At 47.9% G+C, this 24,766-nt stretch carries 27 protein-coding genes and 1 pseudogene; 15 read left to right on the forward strand and 13 right to left on the reverse strand.

Translation table 11 applies throughout. The annotated features are described in order from the left end of the window. Window positions 1-350 (forward strand): annotated as a pseudogene (locus ACTTJF_RS08625) (30S ribosomal protein S12 methylthiotransferase RimO); the annotation flags it as partial. A gap of 1 nt (window position 351) precedes the next feature. Then, on the forward strand, window positions 352-1,338 hold the full coding sequence (tilS, locus tag ACTTJF_RS08630) for a tRNA lysidine(34) synthetase TilS (RefSeq protein WP_442551608.1): 987 nt from the start codon (window positions 352-354) through the stop codon (window positions 1,336-1,338). Between the two features lie 166 nt (window positions 1,339-1,504). Here the strand turns inward: tilS and ACTTJF_RS08635 are convergent, their stop codons facing one another. Genes ACTTJF_RS08635 through ACTTJF_RS08670 form a run of 8 tightly spaced genes read right to left on the reverse strand, consistent with a single transcriptional unit; the run spans window position 1,505 to window position 7,627 of the window. Then, entirely contained in the window at window positions 1,505-2,857 is a 1,353-nt protein-coding gene (locus ACTTJF_RS08635) for a DUF438 domain-containing protein (RefSeq protein WP_442551609.1), read from the reverse strand. Window positions 2,858-2,917: 60 nt separating this feature from the next. Beyond that, a complete protein-coding gene (locus ACTTJF_RS08640; protein ID WP_442551610.1) occupies window positions 2,918-3,445 on the reverse strand; it encodes a hypothetical protein in 528 nt (175 codons plus the stop codon). Beyond that, window positions 3,438-3,962 carry a hypothetical protein gene (locus ACTTJF_RS08645; RefSeq protein ID WP_442551611.1) on the reverse strand — a complete coding sequence of 175 codons (525 nt, stop codon included), beginning with the start codon at window positions 3,960-3,962 and terminating at the stop codon, window positions 3,438-3,440. The genes ACTTJF_RS08640 and ACTTJF_RS08645 overlap by 8 nt, the downstream gene beginning before the upstream one ends. Next, window positions 3,955-4,956, reverse strand: a complete 1,002-nt coding sequence (locus tag ACTTJF_RS08650; RefSeq protein WP_442551612.1) for a hypothetical protein — start codon at window positions 4,954-4,956, stop codon at window positions 3,955-3,957. Before ACTTJF_RS08650 ends, ACTTJF_RS08645 begins: the two co-directional genes overlap by 8 nt. A 56-nt stretch (window positions 4,957-5,012) precedes the next feature. Then, the gene (locus ACTTJF_RS08655; protein WP_442551613.1) at window positions 5,013-5,465 is read right to left on the reverse strand and encodes a hypothetical protein; all 453 of its coding nucleotides are present in this window, start codon (window positions 5,463-5,465) and stop codon (window positions 5,013-5,015) included. Next, entirely contained in the window at window positions 5,462-6,094 is a 633-nt protein-coding gene (locus tag ACTTJF_RS08660; protein ID WP_442551614.1) for a lysophospholipid acyltransferase family protein, read from the reverse strand. Before ACTTJF_RS08660 ends, ACTTJF_RS08655 begins: the two co-directional genes overlap by 4 nt. Then, window positions 6,078-7,388: a tRNA (N6-isopentenyl adenosine(37)-C2)-methylthiotransferase MiaB gene (miaB, locus tag ACTTJF_RS08665; RefSeq protein ID WP_442551615.1), complete on the reverse strand. Its 1,311-nt coding sequence runs from the start codon at window positions 7,386-7,388 to the stop codon at window positions 6,078-6,080. Before miaB ends, ACTTJF_RS08660 begins: the two co-directional genes overlap by 17 nt. Further along, complete coding sequence (locus tag ACTTJF_RS08670) at window positions 7,385-7,627, reverse strand: HP0268 family nuclease (RefSeq protein ID WP_002949978.1); 243 nt, start codon at window positions 7,625-7,627, stop codon at window positions 7,385-7,387. The genes miaB and ACTTJF_RS08670 overlap by 4 nt, the downstream gene beginning before the upstream one ends. Window positions 7,628-7,775: 148 nt before the next feature. Here ACTTJF_RS08670 and nusA point away from each other — a divergent pair, with 148 nt between their 5' ends. The 3 genes from nusA to ACTTJF_RS08685 all read left to right on the forward strand — a co-directional run bounded on the left by nusA (window position 7,776) and on the right by ACTTJF_RS08685 (window position 13,169). After that, the gene (gene nusA / locus ACTTJF_RS08675) at window positions 7,776-8,876 is read left to right on the forward strand and encodes a transcription termination factor NusA (RefSeq protein WP_442551616.1); all 1,101 of its coding nucleotides are present in this window, start codon (window positions 7,776-7,778) and stop codon (window positions 8,874-8,876) included. Window positions 8,877-9,214: 338 nt separating this feature from the next. Continuing rightward, window positions 9,215-10,189 carry a hypothetical protein gene (locus tag ACTTJF_RS08680; RefSeq protein WP_442551617.1) on the forward strand — a complete coding sequence of 325 codons (975 nt, stop codon included), beginning with the start codon at window positions 9,215-9,217 and terminating at the stop codon, window positions 10,187-10,189. 508 nt (window positions 10,190-10,697) lie between these two features. Next, window positions 10,698-13,169 carry a DNA polymerase III subunit gamma/tau gene (locus ACTTJF_RS08685; RefSeq protein ID WP_442551629.1) on the forward strand — a complete coding sequence of 824 codons (2,472 nt, stop codon included), beginning with the start codon at window positions 10,698-10,700 and terminating at the stop codon, window positions 13,167-13,169. A 29-nt stretch (window positions 13,170-13,198) separates the two neighbouring features. Here the strand turns inward: ACTTJF_RS08685 and ACTTJF_RS08690 are convergent, their stop codons facing one another. The 3 genes from ACTTJF_RS08690 to rho form a co-directional block, all read right to left on the reverse strand. Next, window positions 13,199-13,546 carry a hypothetical protein gene (locus ACTTJF_RS08690; RefSeq protein WP_442551618.1) on the reverse strand — a complete coding sequence of 116 codons (348 nt, stop codon included), beginning with the start codon at window positions 13,544-13,546 and terminating at the stop codon, window positions 13,199-13,201. A 65-nt stretch (window positions 13,547-13,611) separates the two neighbouring features. Beyond that, complete coding sequence (locus ACTTJF_RS08695; RefSeq protein WP_442551619.1) at window positions 13,612-13,770, reverse strand: hypothetical protein; 159 nt, start codon at window positions 13,768-13,770, stop codon at window positions 13,612-13,614. A gap of 153 nt (window positions 13,771-13,923) precedes the next feature. Further along, entirely contained in the window at window positions 13,924-15,270 is a 1,347-nt protein-coding gene (rho, locus tag ACTTJF_RS08700; protein WP_002951472.1) for a transcription termination factor Rho, read from the reverse strand. A 142-nt stretch (window positions 15,271-15,412) separates the two neighbouring features. On the opposite strand from rho, the gene ACTTJF_RS08705 reads away from it, so the two are divergent. The 5 genes from ACTTJF_RS08705 to ACTTJF_RS08725 all read left to right on the forward strand — a co-directional run bounded on the left by ACTTJF_RS08705 (window position 15,413) and on the right by ACTTJF_RS08725 (window position 19,725). Continuing rightward, window positions 15,413-15,655: a cation transporter gene (locus tag ACTTJF_RS08705; protein WP_442551620.1), complete on the forward strand. Its 243-nt coding sequence runs from the start codon at window positions 15,413-15,415 to the stop codon at window positions 15,653-15,655. Window positions 15,656-15,689: 34 nt separating this feature from the next. Next, complete coding sequence (locus tag ACTTJF_RS08710) at window positions 15,690-16,523, forward strand: cation diffusion facilitator family transporter (protein ID WP_442551630.1); 834 nt, start codon at window positions 15,690-15,692, stop codon at window positions 16,521-16,523. A gap of 240 nt (window positions 16,524-16,763) precedes the next feature. Then, the gene (locus tag ACTTJF_RS08715; protein ID WP_442551621.1) at window positions 16,764-19,166 is read left to right on the forward strand and encodes a heavy metal translocating P-type ATPase; all 2,403 of its coding nucleotides are present in this window, start codon (window positions 16,764-16,766) and stop codon (window positions 19,164-19,166) included. Then, window positions 19,163-19,375, forward strand: coding sequence for a cbb3-type cytochrome oxidase assembly protein CcoS (gene ccoS / locus ACTTJF_RS08720; RefSeq protein ID WP_442551622.1), 213 nt, complete (start codon window positions 19,163-19,165; stop codon window positions 19,373-19,375). The genes ACTTJF_RS08715 and ccoS overlap by 4 nt, the downstream gene beginning before the upstream one ends. Window positions 19,376-19,587: 212 nt before the next feature. Then, on the forward strand, window positions 19,588-19,725 hold the full coding sequence (locus tag ACTTJF_RS08725; protein WP_442551623.1) for a hypothetical protein: 138 nt from the start codon (window positions 19,588-19,590) through the stop codon (window positions 19,723-19,725). Between the two features lie 187 nt (window positions 19,726-19,912). Here the strand turns inward: ACTTJF_RS08725 and ACTTJF_RS08730 are convergent, their stop codons facing one another. Then, a complete protein-coding gene (locus tag ACTTJF_RS08730; protein WP_442551624.1) occupies window positions 19,913-20,215 on the reverse strand; it encodes a c-type cytochrome in 303 nt (100 codons plus the stop codon). Between the two features lie 143 nt (window positions 20,216-20,358). Further along, on the reverse strand, window positions 20,359-20,664 hold the full coding sequence (locus ACTTJF_RS08735) for a c-type cytochrome (protein WP_122861939.1): 306 nt from the start codon (window positions 20,662-20,664) through the stop codon (window positions 20,359-20,361). Between the two features lie 142 nt (window positions 20,665-20,806). On the opposite strand from ACTTJF_RS08735, the gene gmhB reads away from it, so the two are divergent. From gmhB to ACTTJF_RS08760, 5 genes are all read left to right on the forward strand, one after another. Continuing rightward, entirely contained in the window at window positions 20,807-21,331 is a 525-nt protein-coding gene (gmhB, locus tag ACTTJF_RS08740; protein ID WP_442551625.1) for a D-glycero-beta-D-manno-heptose 1,7-bisphosphate 7-phosphatase, read from the forward strand. Beyond that, a complete protein-coding gene (gene rfaD, locus ACTTJF_RS08745) occupies window positions 21,328-22,314 on the forward strand; it encodes an ADP-glyceromanno-heptose 6-epimerase (RefSeq protein ID WP_442551626.1) in 987 nt (328 codons plus the stop codon). Before gmhB ends, rfaD begins: the two co-directional genes overlap by 4 nt. Next, window positions 22,307-23,713 (forward strand): D-glycero-beta-D-manno-heptose-7-phosphate kinase, encoded by a 1,407-nt coding sequence (rfaE1, locus tag ACTTJF_RS08750; protein WP_442551627.1) that lies wholly within the window; start codon window positions 22,307-22,309, stop codon window positions 23,711-23,713. Before rfaD ends, rfaE1 begins: the two co-directional genes overlap by 8 nt. A gap of 1 nt (window position 23,714) precedes the next feature. Continuing rightward, complete coding sequence (gmhA, locus tag ACTTJF_RS08755; protein ID WP_442551631.1) at window positions 23,715-24,266, forward strand: D-sedoheptulose 7-phosphate isomerase; 552 nt, start codon at window positions 23,715-23,717, stop codon at window positions 24,264-24,266. Between the two features lie 94 nt (window positions 24,267-24,360). Further along, window positions 24,361-24,766 (forward strand): Y-family DNA polymerase (locus ACTTJF_RS08760; protein WP_442551628.1); only part of this gene is annotated, 406 nt, incomplete at its 3' end.

Below are 24,766 nucleotides of genomic sequence, written 5' to 3' on the forward strand. Positions count from 1 at the left end.
CGTTTGCATATTCGAAAGAGGAGGACACGCTCTCATACGAGATGGAGCAGGTGCCTGCCAAAATTATCTCAAAGCGCCTAAGCAAGATCGAAAAGATCACTCGAGCCGCGATCGAAGCTAGCTTCGCGCAGGAGCTCGGCAAGAAATTTATCGTTTCGCTCGAAGGCGAAAGTAGCGAGGGCGAGATGTTTTACGCCGCGAAAAAGGCGCTGTGGGACAAGGACATCGATGGCGAAATTTTGATCAACGAAAGCGACGTGGAGCAGCTAGAAACCGGCGGACGCTATTGGTGCGAGATCACGCAGGTAGCGGGCAGCCAGGCGCTAGGCAAGATCACGGCAAAGGCCTAAAATGCTAAACGCGCCCGTTTTGCATAAGCTAAAATCGGGGCGAAATCTGCTTGCCTTTTCGCATGGCGTCGATAGTACGGCGCTTTTTTATCTTTTAGACGAGGCGAGCGTGAAATTTGACCTCGCGATCGTGGATTATAACGTCCGCGCGCAGAGCAAAGACGAGGTCGCCTCGGCAAGGCGTTTGGCGGCTAAATTTAGCAAACAAATTTACGTAAAAAGCGTGCAACTGGGCGCGTCAAATTTCGAGCACGAGGCGCGCGCGGCTAGATACGAGTTTTTCGCTCAAATTTGCCGCGAGCAGGGATATGAAAATTTGATCTTAGCGCATCAATTCGACGATAAATTTGAGTGGTTTTTGATGCAGCTTGGGCGCGGCGCGGGACTTAGCGAGCTACTTGGCATGCAAGAGCTCGAAACTCGCGAAGACTACGTGATCGCTCGTCCGCTTCTAGGCGTACGAAAGTGCGAGCTGGAGCGGTTTTTGCGTGAGCGAAACCTAAAATACTTCACCGACGAGACGAATTTGACGGAGCAGTTTAAGCGCGGTCGCGTTCGCGCTAAATTTAGCGAGCCGTTTTTGGATGAGTACTTTGGCGGCGTGAAAAAAAGCTTTGAGTTTTTGGCGGCCGATGCGTTAAATTTAATTCCCGAAATTTCTAACCCCGCACCTAAAATTTACCTCGTAAAACGAGGCATAAACGAGCTTCGCGGCATCGATCAAGCGTGCAAGCGGCTAGGGCTCGTGCTAAGCTCGGCGCAGCGAAACGAATGCGCTCGCTGCCTAGAAAACGGCGCAAGCTGCGTGCTAGGCGGCAAGGTAGCCGTGGGCGCGGGCGTAAAATTTATCTTTGTAACGCCTTACATTAAGCCAGCGATGGATAAAAAATTTAAAGAAGCGTGCAGACGGCTTGCCATCCCGCCGATAAACCGCGGATTTTTGTTTGCTGAGGGCGCGGATCTATCCAAATTTAAAGAACTTTTGTAAGCTTTGGCATGCAACTGCCGCTAAAAATACACAAAATTTAAGATCGATAAAATTTGATGGCTACACCTCGCATAGCCTTTGCGCAAGGTTGTGCGGTCAGGCAAAATCGCAAATACAAACGCCGCTAAAGACTAACTGAATTTATCAAATTTAAAAGCCGCGACGATCACTCCCCGTATTTTTTCTTTAGATCGTCCCACGTCACCAACGTGCGTTTGCCCTCTAGGCTGCGGATGCGCGTGACGTCTTGCATCATCTCGAGCACCCCTTTAAATACGCCGTTTTCATCGCGCACTGCGGCGTAGTAGATGTAGATAAATTTGCCGTGAAGCTCCAGCCAAAAGTCGATCTCGTCGCGCTCGCCCTTGCGAAAGGCGTCGATGATCTCTAGCACGCTAGCTACGCTCTCGCGCGGGTGGCAGTTCTTCACGTCGCGCCCGATGACGCCCGCACTTCGCGGAAATACGCGGTGCTTGGTGTCGGTGTAAAATTTCACGATCTCGTTTTCATCGACGAAGGAGAGATCGACTGGCATGTGCTTATAAATGAGATTGATTTGCTCTAGCGTGAGCTTGCCCGTGGCGACGTCAAAAACCGCGTTTTTATCACGGCTTGCGTTTGGATTTAGTCCGTATTTGCTCATCAAATTTGACAGCTCTTTTAGGAAATTTGGATTTAAAATCGCTTCGTTTAGGTCGCCGTTTTGTAAATTTACCGCGCTTAAATTTGACTCGCTTTGCAAATTTACATCCTTTAAATTTGACTTCGGTCCGCCGCCGGAGTCTAAATTTAACGGATAAAATTCGCTCGGCTTTTCGATGAGAAAATATCCGATCTCATCATCGCCGCGTCTCATTGCGCGAAACTCCTCCTCGCTGATTAGCTCCAGCGACGTCGGATAGAGCGCCGCCTCCTCGCGTCCGAGCAGATCGAGCAGGTTTTCGTAGATCTCGTGCTGCGCCGCGATAAATTCGTCAGCCTTGCCGCCCTCTAGCAGCTCGCGCGCTGAGGCGATACCGTCACGGACCTTGTTATCAAAGCTCCACATGAAGCGCGACGGGCGGTCAAAGCCTTTGTTTTCGAGCATCGAGTAGAGCTGGTGCTGTTTTCTGGCAAAGTGCGTTCTGTTAAAGCCGCCCAGTTTGTCGTAAATTTCAAGCCACTCGTTTTTGATAAATTTCTTTTTTAGTAGCTCTTTTGCCTTTGCGATCAGCTCGCGCGCGGCATCGTTTTCGTTGATGTAGGTGGCGATGGGGTGGTCTTTTGGCAGCTTGGGGCGCTCTGCTGTTAGGATACCGCGCAGGATTTCTGATAGCTCGGCGGCGTTTTCGTCGATAAACTCGCTCTTAAAGCCTAAATTTAGCAAATTTGCGCGCACGTTTTTAAATTCTGCCGGCGTGAGTTTCGTTAGTTCCGATTTTGCAGCTTTTCTTGAGGCGAAAAAATTTACCGCTCCGCTGAGGTAATCCCTCAAAATCGCAGTCGCCAAAGCAACGGCAGCGTTGTTAAATTTGATCATTTTTTATCCTTAACTTAAATTTTAAGGATTATACAAAAAGCGGAGAGTAAAAACTTTGATTTATCTTAAGCTGTAAATTTTGACGCCAAAGGTCGCGTCGATCTTCTCGGTATCCTTGCGCATTTTGATCGGAAAGTCGATTTTTACGATATTTTCGTAGCTTTGTAGCGCGTCCATAAACTCGTAAAATTTAGCAGGAGTTTTCATAGAGCCCGTTACGGTTAGCTCGTAGACCGAGATCTCGCCGTTTTTTGTGGCCTCTTTTAGCTCGCTTAGATTTACGTTTGCGAAATATTTTGATGCGAATTGAGTAAATTTATCCGCGTCAAATTTGTTTTCAAGCGCGTCTAACACGGCCTTATCGTTTTGCTTTATCTTGTTTAGGGCTTTTGATTTGGCATCGTAGAGCCTTTGCGTTTGCGCACTTGCGGCGATTTGCATGCGACTTTCGTATTTTGCCTGCTTGTACTCTTTGATACTCGGTACTAAAAAGCCAAATATCATCACAAGGCAAGCTATGATACAAATGAGTACGTAAATGAGCAGCTTGGTAACGTCGATATTTTGCAGGCTTCTATCTTTACTCATTTTTACCTTCTAAGCTGTCGGTTTTGTTTGTGCTGATGAAATTTAGCCAGCCGTTATCTAACTGATAAAAAGAGGTATTTGACGTGCTAAAAATCGACTTTAACGGCGTTGCGAGCAGCATGTTATAAACATCTCGGCTAGGCGTGGTGCCTTTTACGATGAGCGAGTTTTTGTCCATCGAGATCTCGTGTAGCGTGATGCTTGACGGCACTAGATCGAGTAGGTTGCGCAGGCTTTGTTTTAAGACGGCATTTGAGGCTGCGATCTCGTTTGCGCTATCCCTTCTTTGCTTTAAAAGTGCGGTGAGTTCGTCGGTTTGCCTGATCTGTTCTTTTGTTTGTTCTTGTTTTTGTCTTGAAATTTGCGTTTCGTTTAGTAGCGAGTTGCTTTTTAGCTCGACGACTAAATTTACTATGGCAAAAAGCAGCACGGACGTAGCAATAAGAAGTAGCCAAAATTTACTAAAAAGATCAAAAAACGGTTTTTTCTGAGGTTTTATGAAGCTATAACTAGTCATTTTCCAACTCTTTTTTCATTAGCTCGGTCATAGTTTTTAGCGTACTAACCGGATAAACGGCGGTCTTTACCAAAAGCTCGTTTTCTATATAATGTAAAAACGTAGCGCTCGTCCTCTCCGTAGCATCAAAAATCACGACGTTTTCGATAAAATCGCCGTCGTATAGAGGATTTGAGTAAAATTCTTTAAGCGCTAACGATATATAGCGGTATATGCTCATATCGCGTCCAAATATCGACACCGAGGCCGTTACGTCGGTGGATTCTGGCATATTTATGTCGTAGTCGAGGTCTGCAAATTCCTCTTCGTTATCGTCCATTTTTAACATTTCGCCAAGATCGTCCAGGCCGTCCATGGTGTTAAAGCTCTCGTCCACGTTCGCGATAAAATCGTCTATCTCGTCGCTATTTTCTTTATCAAAATCCGCGCTATCGCTAAACTCCTCATCGTTTTCCTTGCAAACGGTAGCGTATTTTACGCCTTCGCTAGAAGTTATACAGATGGTAAAACCATCCTCGCAAGAGTAGACAAAAAGGGTGCTTGCCGTGGGTAAATTATGCTTTTCGATCTCTTTTTGCGTTAGCGCGATAGGCGAATAAAGTACGTCTACGCCGATATCCGTAAATTTTTCCTCTGCGGCTTTGACGTCTGAGTGTTTTGCATAGATGAGCCAGTTTTTGACAGGATTTATACAGGTTATTTCTTTTGTTTTGATGCCTAGTTTTTCGAGATTGTCGGCATTTTTAGCCTCAAATGCGCCTTGTTCGAGCGCATCGAAAAACAGCGAAAGATAAACCCATTTATACTCTTTTTGCAAATTTCTTATGTATTCGTTTGCTCTTTGGGAAACTGCGCCGGATTCATCTAGGTCAAATTCTGCTTTTATCGTTTTTAACAGCTTCGCGCCCTTGTAGGCCTCGCCGTAAAATAGGCATTTTCTAGACTGGATAACGGCGCTAAGATATAAGACGCTAAAAAAACGACGTATCAGCAAAGATTTCTCCTAAAAATTGCAATGCGTTATCATACCCAAAAAGCTATTAAGTTCAATTAAAACAGCTCTTTTTGCAGGGTTAAAAATTTATCCCTTATCATTTTGGCTTCCTCTTGCAGCGACGGATCGGTCAAATTTGACGGTTTTAGCAGATCATAGTCGCTCACGGCAATGTCGCACATCATGCGGATTTTGTCTAAATCCGCCTTGTTTATCTTGCCTGATTTGCTGATTTTTTGGATATTTTCTAAATAGCCGTTTGAGCGAGTGATGTAGAGTGCGTATTTTTGCGAGATTTCACTTTGTACCATCACGGTGTGGGCTAGTTTGTTGTAGATATCTTTGTGGTAGGCTGATTTTGAGAGCCTATAGGCGGTTTCATAGTCGCCCGTCTCGTAGCAAAATTTGGCTCCGAGCGCGTTTTTGTAAGATGGACTAAGCGTGATAAACGAGATAAAAATGGCCGCCAAAAGCGCTCCGATAGATAAAACTACGGTCTTTGAGCTCATTTTTCCATCTCCTTTTTTATTAACTCTCTTGCGGCCTCTAGCTCCATATCCGTCACGCTAAAAGGCGGCGAGAGAGTATAAGAAATCTCGCTAAACGGCTTTGGGATTATCATTTTATCCCAGCTTTTTAACTGCCAAAATTTGCTCGCTTCGTAATTTAAAATTTGTATCGGCGCATTTTGCTTTTGCGCGATGACGACGGCTCCGTCGGCGACGCTGTGGTACGGACCGCGCGGGCCGTCCGGGGTGATGATGACGTCGGTGCCGCTTTTTAGCTCTCTAAAGCTTTGCGCGAGGGCCTTTACCGCGCCTTTTGAGCTACTACCTCTGATCGCGCCGATACCGAAAAACGAAATCACGCGCGCAATGATCTCGCCGTCTTTGTGATCGCTTATCATGACTTTGGCTCGTCTTTGCGGATTTTGGTCGTTTTTCCACCAGTGTACGTAGGCAAAACTCATCAGTGCTAGCCTACCGTGCCAAAACAGCACGACGCAGGGCTCGTTTGTCAAATTTGTCTTAGAAAAGCTCTTTTTGCAGGTTAAAAATATAATCCAAATAAAAAAATAGATAATGCGCGGGGCTAAATTTATAAAAACGCTTCGTTTAAATTTAACCCACGAGCTCACCGTAAAGCACCATTCTCTTTGGGTCGTTCACGCGCACTTTTAGCGTCTTGCCCAGCAGCTCTTCACTGCCCGCGACTTGAACGAGGAAGTTATTAAAGCTTCTGCCGGCAACCCCGCCGTTAGCGCGAAGCTCCTCAAAATATACGTCGAAAATTTTACCTTTTTGTGCCGCGACGATTTCGTCTAAAATCTCGTTGTGGCGGCTTTGTAGGCGGGTTAGACGAGCGCTTGCGACGGCTTCGTCGATCTGGTTTGTAAACTTCGCCGCCTTAGTCATCGGGCGAGGCGAATACTTAAAGCTAAAAATTTGCTCGAAACGCACCTTTTCTAGTACGTCCATCGTGTCCTCAAACTCCTCGTCCGTTTCGCCAGGAAACGCCACGATAATGTCGGTTGAGATGCTAACCTCAGGACACATCGCGCGCAGTTTAGCGGCTCTGTCTAAAAACCACTCTTTGGTGTAGCCGCGCTTCATCTCGCGCAGGACTTTGGTGTTTCCGCTTTGAAGCGGCATGTGCATGGATTTGCAAATTTTGGGATTTTGACTAAAGATTTCTAAAAATTTATCGTCCATATGAAGCGGATGCGGGCTGGTAAATCGTATGCGCTCGACGCCCTCTATCTCGCTGATCTTTACGAGTAGGTCGCTAAAATCGATCTTCTCGTGCGCGCCTGAAAATCTCTTGCCGTAGTTGTTTACGTTTTGTCCGAGTAAGAAAATCTCCTTCGCTCCGCCCTCGGCGGCTTTTTTTACTTCGCGTAGGATCAAATTTGCGGGGATCGAGATCTCGTCGCCTCTGGTGTGCGGGACGATGCAGTAGGTGCATTTTTTATCGCAACCGATCGAGATATTTATGTGGCTTTTATACGGCGAGCCGCGAAATTCGCCGAATGCATACTCGCTCTCGTCGTGATTTATGTCGGTGCTGATAAATTTAGGCGTCTTGACCGCGGCTGAAATTTTACTGACGTTTCGCGCGCCCAGTACGAAATCCACGTAAGGCGCTCGTTTAAAAATTTCGCTTCCCAGATGGCTTGCCGTGCAGCCGCAAACGCCGATTTTAGCGCCCGCTTTTTTTACTTTTTCAAAGCCGCCGACCTCGCTAAAAAGCTTATGCACGGGCTTTTCGCGCACCGAGCAGGTGTTGATAAGGATGAGGTCGGCTTCGGAGATGTCCTGGGTGAGCTCGTAGTCCTCTTTTTGCTTGAGCTCGGCGATGATGTGCTCGCTGTCGCGGACGTTCATCGCGCAGCCTAAAGTCTGGATAAAGAGCTTTTTTTGCGCTGCGCTCAAAGGATGTGCACCTCGTACATATAGTCGTTTTCGTCGAGTCCGTATTTTACGGTGCGGTGATAGACGCTAAGGCCTTTTTCCTCGAAAAATTCAACCAAAGCGATGAGTTGTTTGTGGCTGTTTTCTCTGTCGAAATAGAAAATTTGTTGCGGATCTTTTGCAAATGCCGCTTCGATTTTTTCAAGAGAGATCGTTTTTGGTTTGGCGTCAAGTTGCGTTCTAGCGAGTTTTAGCTCCATTTTTAATCCTTTGAAATCTTTAATTTAATCTGTGAATATAGCAAATTCATCATAAAAAACGCATTAAACTTCTTAAAAGTATAAAGCTTGTATAATACCCCTCTAACTCAAAAATTCCCCCAAATTTAAATAACGGAGCAAAAATAATATGGAAAAAATAGCGGATATCATAGAATCTATCGCAAATGAAAAAGGGCTCGAAATTGAAGACGTAAAAGAGCGCGTTATAAGAGCTATTATCAATACCGCAAAGAAAATTTACGGTGAAAACTACGAATACGACGCGGTTATCGATAATGCGACCAAGACCCTTCATCTATATCAAAAAATCACCGTCGTAGAAGACGGCGACGAGCGCTTGGCTGAGGACAACGAGCATTATCTCGGGGTAAGCGAAGCCAAAAAAGTAGACTCTGGCGTAGAGATCGGCGACGAGCTAACATACGAGCTATCTACCGACAATCTCGGCCGAACTGCAGCGCAGACGCTTCACAAGGAGCTTGAGTACCACATCCAGCGCCTGATGGAGGAAAAAATCTTCCAAAAGTATCAAGACATGGTCGGCCACATGGTGTTTGGATCTGTCACGCGCGTAGATAGCGAGGAAAATACCTTCATCGAGATAGACGAGTTGCGAGCGGTGATGCCGCGCAAAAACCGCATAAAAGGCGAGAAATTTAAACCGGGCGACGTCGTAAAGGCTGTCATAAAAAGCGTCTATATCGACAAATCTATGGGCATCAAGGTCGAGCTAAGCCGCACGTCGCCAAAATTCCTCGAAGCCCTACTAAAAGCCGAAGTACCGGAGATCAAAGACGGCCTCGTGCTGATCGCCGCAAGCGCTAGAATCCCGGGCGAACGCGCTAAAGTAGCGCTCGTAGCCACCTCGCCTAACGTCGATCCCGTGGGTGCGACCGTGGGCACCAAAGGCGTGCGCATAAATGCCGTGACAAAAGAGCTAAACGGCGAAAATATCGATGCGATCGAGTATTCGGCCGAGCCTACTATCCTCATCACGCGAGCGATGGCGCCCGCGATCATCAGCTCGGTTAAAATCGGCGAGGATAACAAAGCCGTCGTGAGCCTAGTAACCGAGCAAAAGAGCAAGGCTATCGGTAAAAGCGGCATAAATATCAGGCTAGCTAGCATGCTAACCGGTCACGAGATCGAGCTAAACGAGCTGGGCGCTAGAGGCGAGAGCAAAGACGAAAATACCAAGGATCTAAAAGCGCTGTTTGGCGATCTGTAGCTGATTTGAGCTATTTGGTCGCACTTGTTGAGGCGGTAAATTTAGGGCGCAGCACTAGGATCAAATTTGAGTTAAATTAAATTTATCTCAAATTTGATCCGCTTCGTTTGCTAAAATTTGCCGCTTTTTATTTTCTACTTTAATGCGTTAAATTTTATTCATAAATCAACAGATTTGCTACGCTTTTCTTGCAAAACCCGCGCCGCAAAAAACCTGATGCCAAATTTACAATACCGTCCAACTGCAGAGTAAATAAATTCAATGCATTTAAATATAATTTTAAAAATGTTTAAGGACGCAATATGTAAAATACCCGCAATAACCTCGCAGGATCAAAAATGAACGTAAAATCGCCGAATCAAGCCAAACCCCTCAAAAAACTACTTTTGATAGCCCTGATAGCTTTCATAGTCAGCCATATCGGCATGTACGTAAACCAAAGAAGCGAGTGGCTCTACGAAGTCCAGCCCTACAAGAAAGCAAAAGAGTGGCTAATAGGTGCAAATTTTATGATGGTGTACGGCAACTTTCTAACCAAACTTCCCTTTGTCGATGAAAAAAGCTTTATCGTTCAGCCTGTGCTTGCCTTGCAGGATTATTTCATAAAAAGATGGAAAGAAAATTTACCCGACGACGATGCGGAAAAGTACGCGGACTGGTATGTTTTTAGGCTGATGATGTATATCGCATCCGACCGCATTTATCTGTTTATGAAGTACGATATGGACGAAGTCAAAAAAATAAATGAAAAAGCGTGGGAAACCATAGAAAATATGGTTAAATATGAAGCCAAAGACAAGATGTTTCAAGAGATCAGGTATGCAGCATTTAACAACTCGTCCGTTATATTTTCAAAAAACGTACTCGCAAACTGGTCTGATATAAAAAATAAAAACGGGCGAAAGTTGGTAAATATAAAAAACGAAACAAAATCTCAAGACGTCAAACAACACGAAAGACTCATAAAGCTGCGCGAATATATAAAATATATGAACGCGCTTTACTCCTCAAAATACCCTGAAATCTACAATAAAGCCAAAAAGGCCGAAGCGGCTGAGTATTATGAAAACGCGAGGTTGCACTCCATCGTAAGCCAAATTTTGCACTGGCAAATACTGACAAATAGATGCGCAAATATAGACGGCTTTTGCCAAACGGATAAAAACGAGTACCTAAAAGACTACATCGAGACCAGGGATTGGCTGATAAAAAATAAAGAAGATTTGGACAAATACGACATAAATATCTATACGACCTTAATAAAATCCGTGGACGACAAAATAAAAGAGGTTTGCGAGGACGTTAAATTTTAAAATGCGCCGCGAAAGCGTCAAATTTTATAAAACGTTAGCGAGATAAATTTAAGATTAAGGCGGCAAGTAACCGCCTGATTTGGAGTTATTTATTTTTAGTAGAGCGGTACATCGGGTGCTGATAGTCGTTCCTCTCGCAACCAGCAGCCAATAATCCAAATACCAAAACAACCGCGCATAATATAACTTTTCTCATTTTCTCCCTTTTTTTGAATTTCATTTTCGCCCGATTATAGCAAATTCTGCGAAATTGCCAAAATATCCGCGGCTAAATTTGACGGCGTTTTGGCGATACTATTTTGCGTTAAATTTATCGCGGTTTATCGCGAGCAAGCAGCGCGCACGTCAAATTTGCCCGCCTGATACACGCATGCGACAAATTCGCGCTTGCTGGCAAATTCCCTCGCCGAAATTTATCCCGCCTTGCGACGCGCCGAGCCGTAATATATTAAATTTTTATCCAAAAAAAAGTAGAATATCACATCTTAAATTTAAGGAAAAATCCGTGTTGCAAGCATTAGCGCTTAGATATAGACCGCGAAATTTTAGCGAGCTCGTAGGCCAGGAGGCCGTCAGCACTAGCCTCACGCACGCTTTGGACGAGAACCGCCTCACTCACGCCTACCTTTTTTCGGGGCTTCGCGGCAGCGGCAAGACATCAAGCGCTAGGATATTTTCAAAGGCGCTAGTTTGCGATCACGGTCCGACTAGCCGGCCCTGCGAGCAGTGCGCCAACTGCATCGCCGCAAACGAAGGCCGCCACATCGACATCATCGAGATGGACGCGGCCAGCCACCGCGGTATCGACGATATAAAGGGGCTCATCGAGCAGACCAAGTACGCTCCGGCGATCGCGCGCTTTAAGATTTTTATCATCGACGAGGTGCATATGCTTTCCACGCCCGCGTTTAACGCGCTGCTAAAGACGCTCGAGGAGCCGCCGCCCTACGTCAAATTTATCCTGGCCACGACCGATCCGCTCAAGCTGCCCGCCACCGTGCTATCGCGCACGCAGCATTTTAGATTTCGCCAGATCTCGCGCCCGGACGTCGTCGCGCATCTTGACTTTATCCTAAACCGCGAAAACGTCCCGCATGAAAAAGAGGCTCTCGAGATCCTCGCTCGTAGCGGCGCGGGCTCGCTACGCGATACTCTCACGCTGCTAGATCAGGCCATCATCTACGCCAAGGGCGAGCTCACGCAAGGCGCCATCGCGCAGATGCTTGGACTACTTGATCCGCAGCGCATAGAGGAGATTTTATCTCTTGTAATGAGCGGCGACAAATCGGCCGTAAGCGCGGCGGTAGCGCAGCTAGAAAGCTACGATGCCGAGATGGTGATAGATGAGATAACGGCAAATCTCAAGGCGAATTTCCTCGCGCAAAGCCCGAAATACTCGTTGCTTTTGTACGAGAGATTTTTTAGGATCCTCTCGCAGGCGCGCTCGATGCTAAGCGTCAGCAGCGACGGCGGATTCGTGCTTGGCGTGATGCTTTTTATGATGATCGAGGCGATAAATCTAAAATCGATCGACGAGATGATAGCCGTGGATGCGAGGGAAAAATTTGCGGATTCGCAGGCGCGCGCGGCTTCAAATTTTGCGAGCGCAAACGCGTCTAAACTCGCCTCGCAAAACGGTGCGGCTCATGGGCGAAATTTGAGCGCTCAGACTCTAACCGGCTCGGCAAAATTAAATGCCAAGACTCCGCATGAGATGGGCGACCAAACCCATGCCGTGAAAACTACAAGCCCCGCTTACGAGGCGTTTCTGGCCAAAATTTACGACCGCAGCTTTGATCTTGGCGAGTGCTTTAAAAACTGCATCGAGTTTTTGGAGTTTTCGGACGGCTGCATGAGTCTGGCTTCAAGTGCGGCGGGCGACGATCAGAAGCGGCTTCGCGATGGATCGAAGGTGATTTTGCAGATTTTGCGTAGTCTTTTCGGTGAGAGTGCAAAGATAAAGATAACTCCCAGGCAAAGCCCAGAAATAGGGGCGCAAGATAAAAAGGGCGCGGCAAATTTGGATGACGAGCGCGGTGGTGCGGCAAAATCTGAGAGCAATGAGGCGACGCCAAACCAGGCTGGCTCCAAATTTGACTCGGACGACGCGCAAGAAAATTTAAGCCAAAACGAGCAAGCGCAAGAGCTCTCAAATTTGACCGGAAATTTGTTTGCAGGCGGTAGCGAGGAGGGGGCAGTTGCGCCCTCGGAGCAAAATTTAGACGCCAAATTTGAAAGCAGCGAGCAGGGTGAGCAAACGCAAAATTTGACTCCGCAAATGCAAGCGGATATAAATGACGCGGCTCCGAGCACGCAAGCTAATAGCGACTCGTTACGCGACGAAACTGCGCCCTTAAATTTAAACGAAAACGAGTCAAATTTGACGCAAGGCTCGCAGACGGATTTAAATCAGCCGGCCGAGCCTAAATTTGCGCCCGATTTTGAGAGTATGCGCGACGACACGCACGATTTTCATGAGGCGTATTCGCTAAAATTTAAGAGCGACGACGGCATCGCAGCCGGGGCGGATCTGGCGTTTTTAGATGATGAGTTAAGACGGCTAGAGAGCCAAAATGCCGCAAAAACGGAGCAAAAGCCAAGCAGCGCCGCTAAATTTAACCAAAACCACGCGCCGCAAACGGCTACCTTTGGCGAGCCGCCGTTTGATCCTGATGGCGTGAGCGAGATGTTTAGCGAGGCGGCCGAGTATGACGATGGCCTTTTTGAGCAAGACGCAAGCGAGCCTGCAAACGCCGACGTAAGGCAAAATTTAGATACAGCAAATTTAAGCGGCGAAGAGTTTCAAAGCGAAGCGAATTTTGACGACTCGTCCTCAAACGAGGCAAATTTGAACGCTCAAAATCCTACGTCAAATTTGGCCGCAAAAACTCAAACCGATCCTAAAGCCGCAAAAAATCAAGCGGTTTTAAAAGAAGCTAAACGACTGTTTGGAGAGCCTAGTTTGGAGAATTTAAATTGAAGAAAGAGCCTGAAATAGGCTCTTTAAAATTAAAATTTGTATGTGTAGCCTAGGTAGAAACCGGTGTTTGTTTCTTTGGTGTTGTAGCTATAAAATGTTTTGTCGGCTTTGAAGCCTAGCTCGATCGCGTTATTTGCGTCAAGGGGATATTCGCCGCCCAATCTGCCCCTTAAAACCCAGCCGCTTACGCTACCGCTGTCAGAATATGCATCGTTGGCTATTAGTTGGTCTTTTAGTTTTGAGTAGCCTGCGTAGCCGCCTAGGACTAACTTAAAGTCTTGTGCGACGACGGGCGTATAGTCGGCACCGATTAAAAATTTATGCGTATTCCATTTGAAAGAAAACGAACCGTCTGCGTCCTCTCCTTGTTTTTTCACCTTAAAATCGTATATGTATGCTCCGTAAATTCTAAATACGTTAAAATCGTAGCCGCCTTTTATTCCTAGGCCAAACTGCGCTTTTTTAAAGGATCGCTATCTTGAGATTTTATTTTAGAACCAAAGGAGTAGTCTCCCTCTAAGCCCAAAAACACGCCTTCTGCCATGGCCAAAGCAGAGCCCAAGCTAATCCATAGGGCAATCTTGGAAACAAAATGTTTCATCCGTGTCCTTTTAATATAAAATAAAGGCGTATTATAAAATTAAATACATTAAACAGCGTTGAGCGGCTTTGGCTGGGCGGGTTGTGTAGATAAAATAAGATCTGGTATTAAATTTAAAAGAGTATATAAAAATAAGTCGGTTTTTTAGACCGACTATTCGTTTAATATCGAAAGCAGCTCTTTGTTGTCTTTGGTTTTTAGCATCTTGGCGTATAAAAACTTAAGCGCCTCTACGTCGTCCATCGTAGCTATCGCCGAGCGGATAGCCCAGATCTTTTGCAGTTCGTCCGGTTTTTGCAGTAGTTCTTCTTTTCTGGTGCCTGATTTTAGTACGTTGATGGCCGGGTAAATTCGGCGGTCGGAGATGTTGCGATCTAGCACGATCTCGCTGTTGCCCGTACCTTTAAACTCCTCGAAAATAACCTCGTCCATACGCGAGCCCGTGTCGATGAGCGCGGTGGCGATGATGGTGAGGCTGCCGCCGTGTTCGATATTTCGCGCCGCGCCGAAAAAGCGCTTAGGTTTATGCAGGGCGTTTGCGTCCACGCCGCCGGTTAGGACCTTACCGCTTGGCGGAGTTACGGTGTTATACGCGCGCGCTAGGCGAGTGATGCTATCAAGCAGGATGATGACGTCCTTGCCCATTTCTACGAGGCGTTTTGCCTTTTCGATGACGAGTTCGGCGACACGCACGTGGTTCATCGCAGGCAGGTCAAACGTCGAGCTAAATACCTCGCCCTTTACGCAGCGCTGCATGTCGGTGACCTCCTCTGGGCGCTCATCCACGAGCAGTACCATGAGATGCGACTCGGGGTGGTTGCGCGCGATGCCGTGGGCTAGCTCTTTCATGAGCTCGGTTTTACCGCTTCTAGGAGGTGCGACGATGAGGCCGCGCTGACCCTTGCCAAGAGGCGTAAAGAGATCGAGTACGCGGCCCGTTAGCTTCATCGGGTCGTATTCGAGGCGAAGTTTTTCCGTCGGGAAAAGCGGAGTTAGGTTGTCAAATAGCGGGCGCTCTTTGGCTTCGATTAGCGGCATATAGTTTAGCGCTTCGATTTTTAGCAGAGCGTAGTATTTTTCCTGATCTTTGGGTTCGCGTACTTGACCCGTCACGATATCGCCCACGCGCAGGGCAAATTTGCGAATTTGAGAGTTTGAGACGTAGGCGTCGTTTGAGCTGTCGCTGAGGTTTGCGTCTACCGAGCGCAAAAAGCCGTAGCCCTCGCTCGTGATCTCTAAAATGCCCGTGAAAAGTATAAATCCGCCCTGTTTTGTTTGGGTTTTTAGGATCTCAAATATCAAATCTTGTCTACGAAATTCGCGCGGATTCTCGACGCCTACGCTGTTTGCGATAGCGATGAGCTCCTCTAGGCTAAGAGTTCTTAGCTCTTCGATTTTGTGTCCGTCGACGGGGATGTGAGTGCGCGAGTTTTGGTGTTTTTTTGTGGTTTTTTGACTTTCCTGCGCAGAATTTGCAGGCTGGGTCGCGTTATTTTCCATTGTGTCCTCTTTAAAATTACGGAATAATTTTGTAGATAAATTTAAGTTTCAAAAGAAGTTTTTGAAAGTCGCATTTTATAAAATTTTGGCTTTGATGTCAAGAAGTGATATAATCTCGCCAAAAATGAAAAGGAATCTCAAAATGATGGATTTTAAAGACGGCAAGCGCGAAAAAAGGATAATAAAAACCGCGCTTATCGGCATAGTTACGAATTTCTTCTTAGCCGGAGCGAAAATTTTTATCGCCATGGTCTCAAACTCGGTCGCATTGATATCAGACGCTGTAAATAACCTTAGCGATGCAGGCTCAAGTATCATCACGATTTTCGGCTCAAAACTAGCTAGCAAGATACCGGGCGAAGCCCCACCCCTACGGCTACGGTAGGACCGAGTATATCGGCGGTCTTATCGTTTCGGTCATCGTGCTGATGCTGGGATTTCAGTTTCTAAAAACCTCCGTAGAAAACATCTTCGCGCCGGAGCCTACTAGCTTTACGATGCCGTTTTTGGCGTTTTTATTCTGCGCGATATTCGTCAAATTTGCGCTCGGATTTTACTATAAAAAGATCGGCAAACAGACCAAATCTATCTCGCTTAGAGCCGTAGGGCAGGAAGCTTTGGGCGATGCGATCATATCGTGCGTGATCCTTGCTTCCGCCGCGCTATCGTACTTCGCCGACGTCCAGATAGACGGTTACGCGGGTGCTTTGGCGTCGCTTTTTATTATCGTAAACGGCGTACTTTTGATAAAAGAAACCTTCGATAAAATCATCGGTCAGCGCGTCGAAAAGGAGATCAGCGACGAAATTTACGCCGCCGTAAATCGCTGCGAGATCGTGCGCGGCGCATACGACCTGATCCTGCACAACTACGGCGCGCAGCGATACGTCGGCTCGGTAAACATCGAGATAGACGAGCATTTGCCCCTTAGCGAGGTTTCGCAGAGGTTAAACGAGCTTCAGATTAAGATTTATAAAATTTACAGGATTTACCTGGTTTTCGGCGTTTATAGCGTAAATTTGGGGCAGGAGCAGAGTCGCGCCTGTGTGGCGAATCTACTCTCGCGATTTAGCAGCGTGCGCGGATTTCACGCATTTTTTATAGATACTAAGAAAAAGAGCGTGAGGTTTGACGTAGTGGTCGATTTTGCCGAGAAAAATCTAAGCCGTCTGCGCGCCGAGATAGAGTGCGAGATATCGCTAAGCTTTCCTGGGTATAAAATTTTCATCGTGATAGATAGGGAGTTTGCGTGAGAAGTTGCTATTTTTGTTGCGTTAAATTTGAGGTTAAAATTTAACTGGCATTTGAAAGATGCGAGTTTTAGCTAAATCCGGTCAAATTCACGGCTGCGTTTTTGGCGTGAGGAAAATCTGTCAAATTTGCCGTCAAATTCGGGCGCAAGCGAAATCCGCGCCAAAGCTAGCAAAATCAAGCGAGGCTTTAGAAATTTTACGTATAATCTAAAATCTTAAAACGAAAGAAAAAAGTAACCGATGGGCAAATTTAAGTGCGCGCATTGCAGGGGCGAATTTGAGCGCGAGGCGCTGATAGAGCGTAGCGGGGAGCTGTTTTGCTGCGAGGGGTGCGCGGGAGTTTACGAGATACTTAACGCAAGCGGGCTTAATGAGTTTTACGAAAGGCTTGGCAAAACTACGCTAAATCCCGCCCTAAGCGCAAAAAACGCGGCGCAAAAGTCGCAAGAGGACCTCGCGGCTATTTATCAAAACTACGTCAAAAACGAGAACGGGTTTAACAAAATCTCTCTCATCATCGAGGGCATCCACTGCTCGGCTTGCGTCTGGCTAAACGAGAAGATTTTATTTGCGCAGAAGGGGATTTTAGAGGTAAATATAAACTCTGTTAACAATAAAGCCCTCATCGTCTGGGACGAAAACGAGGTAAATTTGGCTCAAATTTTCGCTCTCATCCGCTCCATCGGCTACGAGCCCTACCCATACGACGCTCAGGCTCAGGAGCATAGGCTAGCTCTGCAAAAGCGCGAATTTTACGCTAGGCTGCTTGTGGGGATATTTTGCACGATGAACATCATGTGGCTGGCCGTCGCGCAGTACGGCGGCTACTTCACGGGCATGCGCGCCGACGTGCGCTCTATCATAAATTTCGCCGAATTTATCCTCGCTACGCCGGTGCTTTTTTACACGGGAAGCGGGTTTTTTAGGGGTGCTTGGACGGCGCTAAAAAACAAAACGCAAAACATGGATAGCCTCATCGTTACCGGCACGCTCTCGGCTTATATTTTCTCGATCTACGCGATGTTTTCGCGGCGAGGCGAGGTGTATTTTGACTCGGTCGCGATGATAATCACTTTCGTATTTATCGGCAAATATTTGGAAGTCTTGAGCAAGAAAAAGGCTGCCGACACGCTTGATAATCTAAACTCGCTAAATTTAAACTCCGTTAGCGTCAAAAACGGCGACGAAATAACCATAAAAAGCGCACAGGAGGTACGTGTGGGCGAACTAGTGGTCGTGCGAGTCGGCGAGCGCGTGCTGCTAGACGGCGTCGTAGTAAGCGGCGCGGCGAGCTTTGATCTCTCTAGCCTTAGCGGCGAGAGCGCGCCAGCGTATCTTAGCGCAAAAGATGGCGAAAACGAGATAAAAAGCGGCTCGGTTTGCGTGGACGGGGCGCTGGTTTATGAGGTCGGTGCCGTGTTTAGCGAGTCGGTGCTAGCCCGTATCATAAATCTGCTCGAAACCGCCGCAGCCAAAAAGCCTAAAATCCAGGCACTCGCAGACGCTATCGCGGCGAGGTTTTCGGCCGCTATCACGGCTCTAGCTCTAGCGACGTTTGCGTTTTGGTTCTGGCGCACGGGCGAGCTCTCCGCCGCGCTCATCGTCGCGATCTCGGTCGTGGTGATCTCGTGCCCCTGCGCGCTAGGGCTTGCTACGCCAGTTAGCACGCTCGTTGCGCTTGGAGCGGGCTTTAGGCGCGGGATACTTTTTAAAGAAGCGCGTATTATCGAAAGTCTAGCGAAGTGCGATACGGCCGTGTTTGATAAGACCGGTACGCTCACGTCCGGGCGGCTCAAGGTTAGTAAATTTACGCACTCGGGCAAATTTGACGCTAGCGCGCTTTTTTCGCTGGTTAGCGGCTCGGATCATCCCGTTAGCCGCGCGGTTGGCGAGTATCTGCTCGCAAATTTTAGAGATTTAAAACTTTTAGAGCTAAGCGGCTTTGAAAACATCGCGGCGCGCGGAGTAAGGGCTAAATTTGGCAGCATAAATCTAGCCGGTGGGAGCGAGAAATTTATGCGCGAGCTGGGGCTTTATAACGGCGAAGCGGTGCGCGAGACTTGCTATTTTTTTGCCGTGGGCGGGCAGATCGCGGCGGTATTTGAGCTAGAGGAAAGCCTAAAAGAGGGTGCCAAAGAGTGCGTAGCCGCGCTAAAAAACGCGGGTATGTGCGTGGCGATGCTAACGGGCGATAACGAATACGCCGCAAAGCGCGCGGCGGAGGAGCTAGGCGTGGGCGAAACGGTCGCAAACGCTCTGCCTACGGACAAGGCCGCCTACGTAGAAAAACTGGCTCAGCAGGGCCGAAACGTGCTGATGGCGGGCGACGGGATAAACGACGCCGCCGCGCTGGCGCTCTCAAGCGTGGCCGTGTGCATGGGTAGCGGAGCGGCCGTGAGCATCGCAAAAAGCGACGTTGTGCTGATGAGAGACGACCCCGCCTCGCTCGCGGCTGCGGTTAGGCTCGCGCGCAGGACCTACCGCATCGTGCGGCAAAATTTGGCCTTTTCGCTCGTTTATAACGCCGTGACGATACCGTTAGCTATGGCCGGCTACGTAGCGCCCGCCGTGGCCGCGCTCTCGATGTCGCTAAGCTCGGTCGCGGTCGTGCTAAACGCGATGCGGGCTAGGAGCGAGCGATGAGCGGGGCGGTCGTGGCGATGATGATCGGCGTCTCGACGCTGCTTGGCGCATGCGGGCTGGCGGCGCTGCTGTGGGGGCTCAAAACCAGGCAGTTTGATGACGAGTGCAAATTTTTGGACGGGACGAAATTTGACGACGAAGACGCGCTAAATGATGCCTATGAGCTAGAGATTCGCCGTAAAGAAAAGGGTTATAAGCCGCCGGAGTGAGTGTTTTGGTTTAAATTTGAGTTTAAATTTAACAGAAATCGTGCGGGCAAATTTGACGGATAGTGGGTTTAAATTTGAGCGTCAAATTTTGGCTGGCCTCCGTTAAATTCGGCGTCAAATTTGAGCGGATAAATTTGCACTAGAATTTAAAATAGAGCGAATTTGGAGCTAAATTTGCCACCTTAAAATGCGCGATAAGGCGGTAAATCTGAGTGAAAATTTTAAAAGTGGCGGACATCACAAGCGGCTTCAATAAGGATAAATTTGACGTTTGTGTGGCTAAAATCTGTGAGCGAGGGTTAAATTTAATTCACGAGTTTGGTTGTGTAGCGGCGTCAAATTTGGCTTAAATTCTGAGCTCTTATACCGATAAACTAGATTTTGTCCGTCAAATTTGTGTCGCCCAAATATCTACAAAAAGCTCAAATTTAAAGTCAAATTTGAGCCTAGCGAGCGAAGGCTTGCCAAAAAAGCAAGCCAAGCGCGGGATTTTTAAGATTTACTCCGCAGAGATCGTTTGAAATCTACTTGCAAAGATTATTTCAAGCTATCGATATACTCGCTAACAGCCGCCATATCCTCGTCGCTTAGGTTTTTAGCGTGTAGATGCATGACTTTGCCCATGCCAAAGGCGTTGTTTGAGCCGTCTTTGTAGCTTTGTAGTGCTTTTATGCGGTCCTCTTTGCTGATGCTAGTTAGCGCAGGCACTTTGTTTGCGTATTTTGCGTCAGCTTTTTCGCCGTGACAGGCCGAACATTTTTTGTAAATAGCTGCGCCGTCGGCCGCAAGTAGAGATAAATTTAACGCCAAAACAGCGGTAGCGATGTGATAGATTTTCATTTTTCGTCCTTTTTGATAGAAATTTAGACGAGATTATAGCCCTAAAAGCTTAAAAGAAAAGAAATTTTATAAAAAAGTTACTAAAATGAAGCGCGAAATAAAAAAGAGAGAAAAATCGGCGGAAAAAGTTCCGCCGAAAAGGGTTATTTTAGAGTAGGGATGTACTCTGATAGAGCTGCGATGTCGTCGTCGCTAAGTGGTTTTGCGATAGGCTTCATCATAGCTGCGCTTTTAAATTTATCTAGAGTGCCTGCTTTATAGCCTTTTAGGCTCTCGGCGATCTCTTCTTTTGAAAGCGTGTTAAGCGCAGGAACTTTATTTAGATACACTTTTTCCGCTTTCGGTCCGTGACAGGCTGCGCATTTTTTGTAAAGAGTCGCGCCGTCAGCGGCAAATAGGCTACCCGCTAGCAATGCGGCTGCACCTGAAACAACGATTAGTTTTTTCATTTTATATCCTTTTGTGGGAGTTGTTGCGGGCAAATTATAGTACAAAAAGCTAAATTTTACATTAGTTTTTAGCATTAGTTTCTAGCGCGGCGCGGGCGGCGATTTTCGGTTAAATTTAGATTTTTTTTGTATAATTTTCGCCATGGATAAAACAGTGTTTAAAGCGGTGCCAAAAAAGGCGCTATTTCTCGATCGCGACGGCGTGATAAACGAGGATGTAGGCTATGTTTATAGGCACGAGGATTTCGTTTTTAAAGAGGGCATTTTTGCCGCTTTGAGGGAGTTTGCGCAGGCGGGCTACGCGCTAGTCGTAGTGACGAATCAATCAGGTATCGGACGAGGCTACTACACGCTGGAGCAGTTTGACGAGCTTTGCGGCTTTATGCTTAGCGAGTTTAAAAAAGAGGGCGTAAAGATAGAGAAAATTTACTTTTGTCCGCACGCGCCGGAAGCTGATTGCCTTTGCCGTAAGCCAAAGCCCGGCATGCTGATAAAGGCCGCAAACGAGCTAAACATCGACCTTGCGCGCTCAATAATGATAGGCGACAAGGATAGCGACGTGCAGGCGGGGCAAAGCGCGGGCGTAGGGGTAAATTTAAAGCTCGGCGACCGGCTAAAAAGCGTGGCTGAGGCGCTAGAGTTTTTAAAAAAAGAAGGAAAAATATGAAAGATATAAAAAAGGTCGTAATAACGGGCGCTGCGGGCTTCATCGGCTCAAATTTGGCGCATTATTTCGATGAAAATTTAAAAGACGTAGAAGTGCTCGCCGTGGATAAATTTAGAAGCGACGAGAAATTTAGCAACGGTAATCTAAAAAGCTTCGGGCATTTTAAAAATTTGCTCGGATTTTCGGGCGAAATTTACGAGGGCGACATAAACTGCGCAAAGACGCTAGCCATGATCGAGCAATTTGCCCCCGACGCGATCTTTCACGAGGCGGCGATCTCGGACACTACGGTGACCGAGCAGGGTGAGCTCGTAAGGACGAATCTAAATAGCTTTAAAGATCTGCTGGATATCTGCGAAAAAACTGGCACGCGCATGATATACGCGAGCTCCGGCGCCACGTACGGCAACGCAAAAAGCCCGCAAAGAGTGGGCGAATGCGAAGCGCCCAACAACGTCTACGGCTTTTCAAAGCTAAAGATGGACGATCTGGGCCGAAAATACGCCAAAAAAGGCGTAGCGGTCGTAGGGCTGAGATACTTTAACGTTTACGGCGCGAGGGAATTTTATAAAAACAAGACCGCCTCGATGGTGCTGCAGTTCGGTCTACAAATTTTGAGCGGTAAAAATCCGCGCCTCTTTGAGGGTAGCGATAAAATCAAACGCGACTTCGTCTATATAAAAGACATCGTGCAGGCCAATTTGCTCGCTCTAAACGCGCCAAGCGGCGTATACAACGCAGCTACGGGCACGGCAAGAAGCTTTCAAGAGATCGTAGATATCTTGCAGCGCGAGCTAGGGTCGAATTTGCCTTGCGAATACATCCCGAACCCGTATGCGCGCTCATATCAGTTCCATACGCAAGCAGACATCGAGCCGACCAAAAAGGCGCTAGGATACGAGCCTAAATTTAGCCTGGAAGAGGGCATAAAAGACTACGCGGCCGAGATAAAAAGGATATACGAGGAAGAGATAAATGCGTGAAGTACGTGCTTTGGTCGCGGGCGATCTGATGCTCGATCACTACATCTGGGGCAGCTGCGAGCGTATCTCGCCCGAAGCTCCCGTGCAGGTGGTAAAGATAAAAAACGAAACCAAACGCCTAGGCGGAGCGGGTAACGTGGTGCTAAATTTGCTCTCGCTAGGCGCAAAAGTCGGCGTCATGAGCGTGCTAGGCGATGACGAAACGGGCGACGAGATAGAGCGGATATTGCGGGAGCAGGGCGCTAGACCTGAGTTTATCAAACGCGAGATCGGACGCACGAGCTCGATAAAAAGCCGCGTGATGGCGACGCATCAGCAAGTCGTGCGCATAGATAAAGAAAGCGTCGAAGCCGTAACGTGCGAGGACGAGCTGGCGGCAAATTTCGCCCGCGCGCTAGAGAGCTACGACGTCGCGCTGCTATCGGACTACGGCAAGGGCGTGCTGACGCCGTCGCTGTGCCAAAAACTCATAAAGGCATGCGCGGATGCCGGCAAGCCCGTGCTCATCGATCCAAAAGGTGCGGACTACTCGAAATACAAGGGCGCCACGCTGCTAACGCCCAATAAAAAAGAAGCGGGCGAGGCCGTGGGCTTTAAAATAGAAAACGACGAGCAGCTTTTTACGGCGCTAAATTTACTAAAAAACGAGCTAAATTTGACCCATTCGCTGATTACGATCTCTGAGGAGGGTATCGCGCTTTTAGAGGACGGGCGGGCGGTTAAATTTCCAGCTCTGGCAAAAGAGGTCTTTGACGTCACGGGCGCGGGGGATACGGTGCTAGCGACTCTGGGCGTGATGCTGGGTGCCGGCGAAGGTATCAAAAAAGCGATCGAGACGGCAAATTTAGCCGCCGCGGTCGTCGTGGCTAAGGTCGGTTCGGCGACGGCTAGCTTTGAGGAGATAAACGAACTAGTACGCCGTAAAAACGCGGCCGGCTTCGAGGAGAAAATCAAAAACGCGGACGAGCTAGCCGCGACGCTAGCTAGCCGCGGCGAAAAACGGCTGGTTTTTACAAACGGCTGCTTTGACATCCTGCACGCGGGACACGTGAGCTATCTAGCTAAGGCGCGGGAATTTGGCGATATACTAGTAGTCGGGCTAAACTCGGACGCCTCGGTGCGCGCGCTAAAAGGCGACGCTCGCCCCGTAAATGCGCAAGCTGATCGCGCTACCGTGCTGGCGGCTCTTGGGGCGGTTGATTACGTGACGATATTTGACGAGCTAACGCCTCTAAATTTGATCGAAAAACTGCGCCCCGACGTGCTAGTAAAGGGTGCGGACTACGAAGGCAAAGAAGTCGTCGGCAGTAGCGTCGTAAAAGACGTGCGGCTAGTAGAGTTCGTAGCGGGCAAAAGCACGAGCGCGACGATAAAAAGGATAAAAAGTGAAGACTCTTGAGATGATAAAAAGCGAGCTAGAGGGACATCTAGCGACGATACAGGCGACATTTGCACTGGAAGCTGACATCAAAAAAGCCTGCGAAACGGCGGTAGCGACGCTAAAGGCGGGTGGTAAAATTTTGCTTTGCGGAAACGGTGGAAGTGCAGCAGACGCGCAGCATATCGCAGCCGAGCTAACGGGTCGCTATAAAACCGAGCGAGGCGCGCTAGCCGGCATTGCGCTAACGACCGATACCTCAGCGCTCACGGCGATTGGCAACGACTACGGATATGAGTTTGTTTTCTCGCGTCAGCTAGAGGCTCTGGGCCGCGAGGGCGATCTGCTCATCGCGATCTCTACTAGCGGAAATAGCGGCAACGTCGTAAAAGCGCTCGAGCTCGCGCGAAAAATCGGTATCAAAACCATCGGTCTAAGCGGCCGCACGGGAGGCGCGATGAACGAGCTTTGCGAGCTAAATTTGGTCGTGCCGTCAAACGATACGCCGCGCATCCAAGAGATGCATATCATGATAGGGCATATCATCTGTCAAGCTATCGACGATGCGTTTTAGACGAAATTTAAAAGCATTTGCGGCGGCGGAGTCAAATTTGGCCCGCCCAGCCGCTCTTTAACTCCGCCTAGCGCGCAAGCAAATTTAACCACCTATGAAAACCCAAACTCCCGCCTACGCCGTCATCGATCTAAAGTCCTTCTACGCCTCGGTCGAGTGCGTGGAGCGAGGACTTGATCCATTTGAGGCGAATTTAGTCGTCGCCGACGCTAGTAGAGGCGAAGGTAGCGTGTGTTTAGCTGTTAGCCCCGCTCTAAAGGCTCTTGGCGTAAAAAACAGATGCAGGCTATTTGAAATCCCTAAAAACATCAAATATATAATCGCTGCGCCCAGGATGCAGTTTTACATAGACTACGCGGCTAAAATTTACGGCATCTATCTAAAATACATCGCCAAAGAGGACATCTACGTCTACTCCATCGACGAGGCCTTTATCGACCTTACTTCGTATCTAAAATTTTATAAACTAGAAGCTAGAGCCATGGCAAAGATGATAATGG

Origin of the sequence: Campylobacter sp. (genome assembly GCF_052170435.1) — a bacterium.
Classification (GTDB): Bacteria; Campylobacterota; Campylobacteria; order Campylobacterales; family Campylobacteraceae; genus Campylobacter_A.

Coding starts and splice junctions, on each gene's coding strand:
- gmhA (WP_442551631.1), top strand. CDS start 23,715: ATGATAAAAAGCGAGCTAGAGGGACATCTAGCGACGATACAGGCGACA.
- rfaD (WP_442551626.1), top strand. CDS start 21,328: ATGAAAGATATAAAAAAGGTCGTAATAACGGGCGCTGCGGGCTTCATC.
- rho (WP_002951472.1), bottom strand. CDS start 15,270: ATGGAAAATAACGCGACCCAGCCTGCAAATTCTGCGCAGGAAAGTCAA.
- ACTTJF_RS08705 (WP_442551620.1), top strand. CDS start 15,413: ATGATGGATTTTAAAGACGGCAAGCGCGAAAAAAGGATAATAAAAACC.
- gmhB (WP_442551625.1), top strand. CDS start 20,807: ATGGATAAAACAGTGTTTAAAGCGGTGCCAAAAAAGGCGCTATTTCTC.
- ACTTJF_RS08695 (WP_442551619.1), bottom strand. CDS start 13,770: ATGAAACATTTTGTTTCCAAGATTGCCCTATGGATTAGCTTGGGCTCT.
- rfaE1 (WP_442551627.1), top strand. CDS start 22,307: ATGCGTGAAGTACGTGCTTTGGTCGCGGGCGATCTGATGCTCGATCAC.
- ACTTJF_RS08730 (WP_442551624.1), bottom strand. CDS start 20,215: ATGAAAATCTATCACATCGCTACCGCTGTTTTGGCGTTAAATTTATCT.
- nusA (WP_442551616.1), top strand. CDS start 7,776: ATGGAAAAAATAGCGGATATCATAGAATCTATCGCAAATGAAAAAGGG.
- ACTTJF_RS08715 (WP_442551621.1), top strand. CDS start 16,764: ATGGGCAAATTTAAGTGCGCGCATTGCAGGGGCGAATTTGAGCGCGAG.
- ACTTJF_RS08680 (WP_442551617.1), top strand. CDS start 9,215: ATGAACGTAAAATCGCCGAATCAAGCCAAACCCCTCAAAAAACTACTT.
- ACTTJF_RS08655 (WP_442551613.1), bottom strand. CDS start 5,465: ATGAGCTCAAAGACCGTAGTTTTATCTATCGGAGCGCTTTTGGCGGCC.
- ACTTJF_RS08735 (WP_122861939.1), bottom strand. CDS start 20,664: ATGAAAAAACTAATCGTTGTTTCAGGTGCAGCCGCATTGCTAGCGGGT.
- ACTTJF_RS08670 (WP_002949978.1), bottom strand. CDS start 7,627: ATGGAGCTAAAACTCGCTAGAACGCAACTTGACGCCAAACCAAAAACG.
- ccoS (WP_442551622.1), top strand. CDS start 19,163: ATGAGCGGGGCGGTCGTGGCGATGATGATCGGCGTCTCGACGCTGCTT.
- ACTTJF_RS08640 (WP_442551610.1), bottom strand. CDS start 3,445: ATGAGTAAAGATAGAAGCCTGCAAAATATCGACGTTACCAAGCTGCTC.
- ACTTJF_RS08635 (WP_442551609.1), bottom strand. CDS start 2,857: ATGATCAAATTTAACAACGCTGCCGTTGCTTTGGCGACTGCGATTTTG.
- ACTTJF_RS08645 (WP_442551611.1), bottom strand. CDS start 3,962: ATGACTAGTTATAGCTTCATAAAACCTCAGAAAAAACCGTTTTTTGAT.
- tilS (WP_442551608.1), top strand. CDS start 352: ATGCTAAACGCGCCCGTTTTGCATAAGCTAAAATCGGGGCGAAATCTG.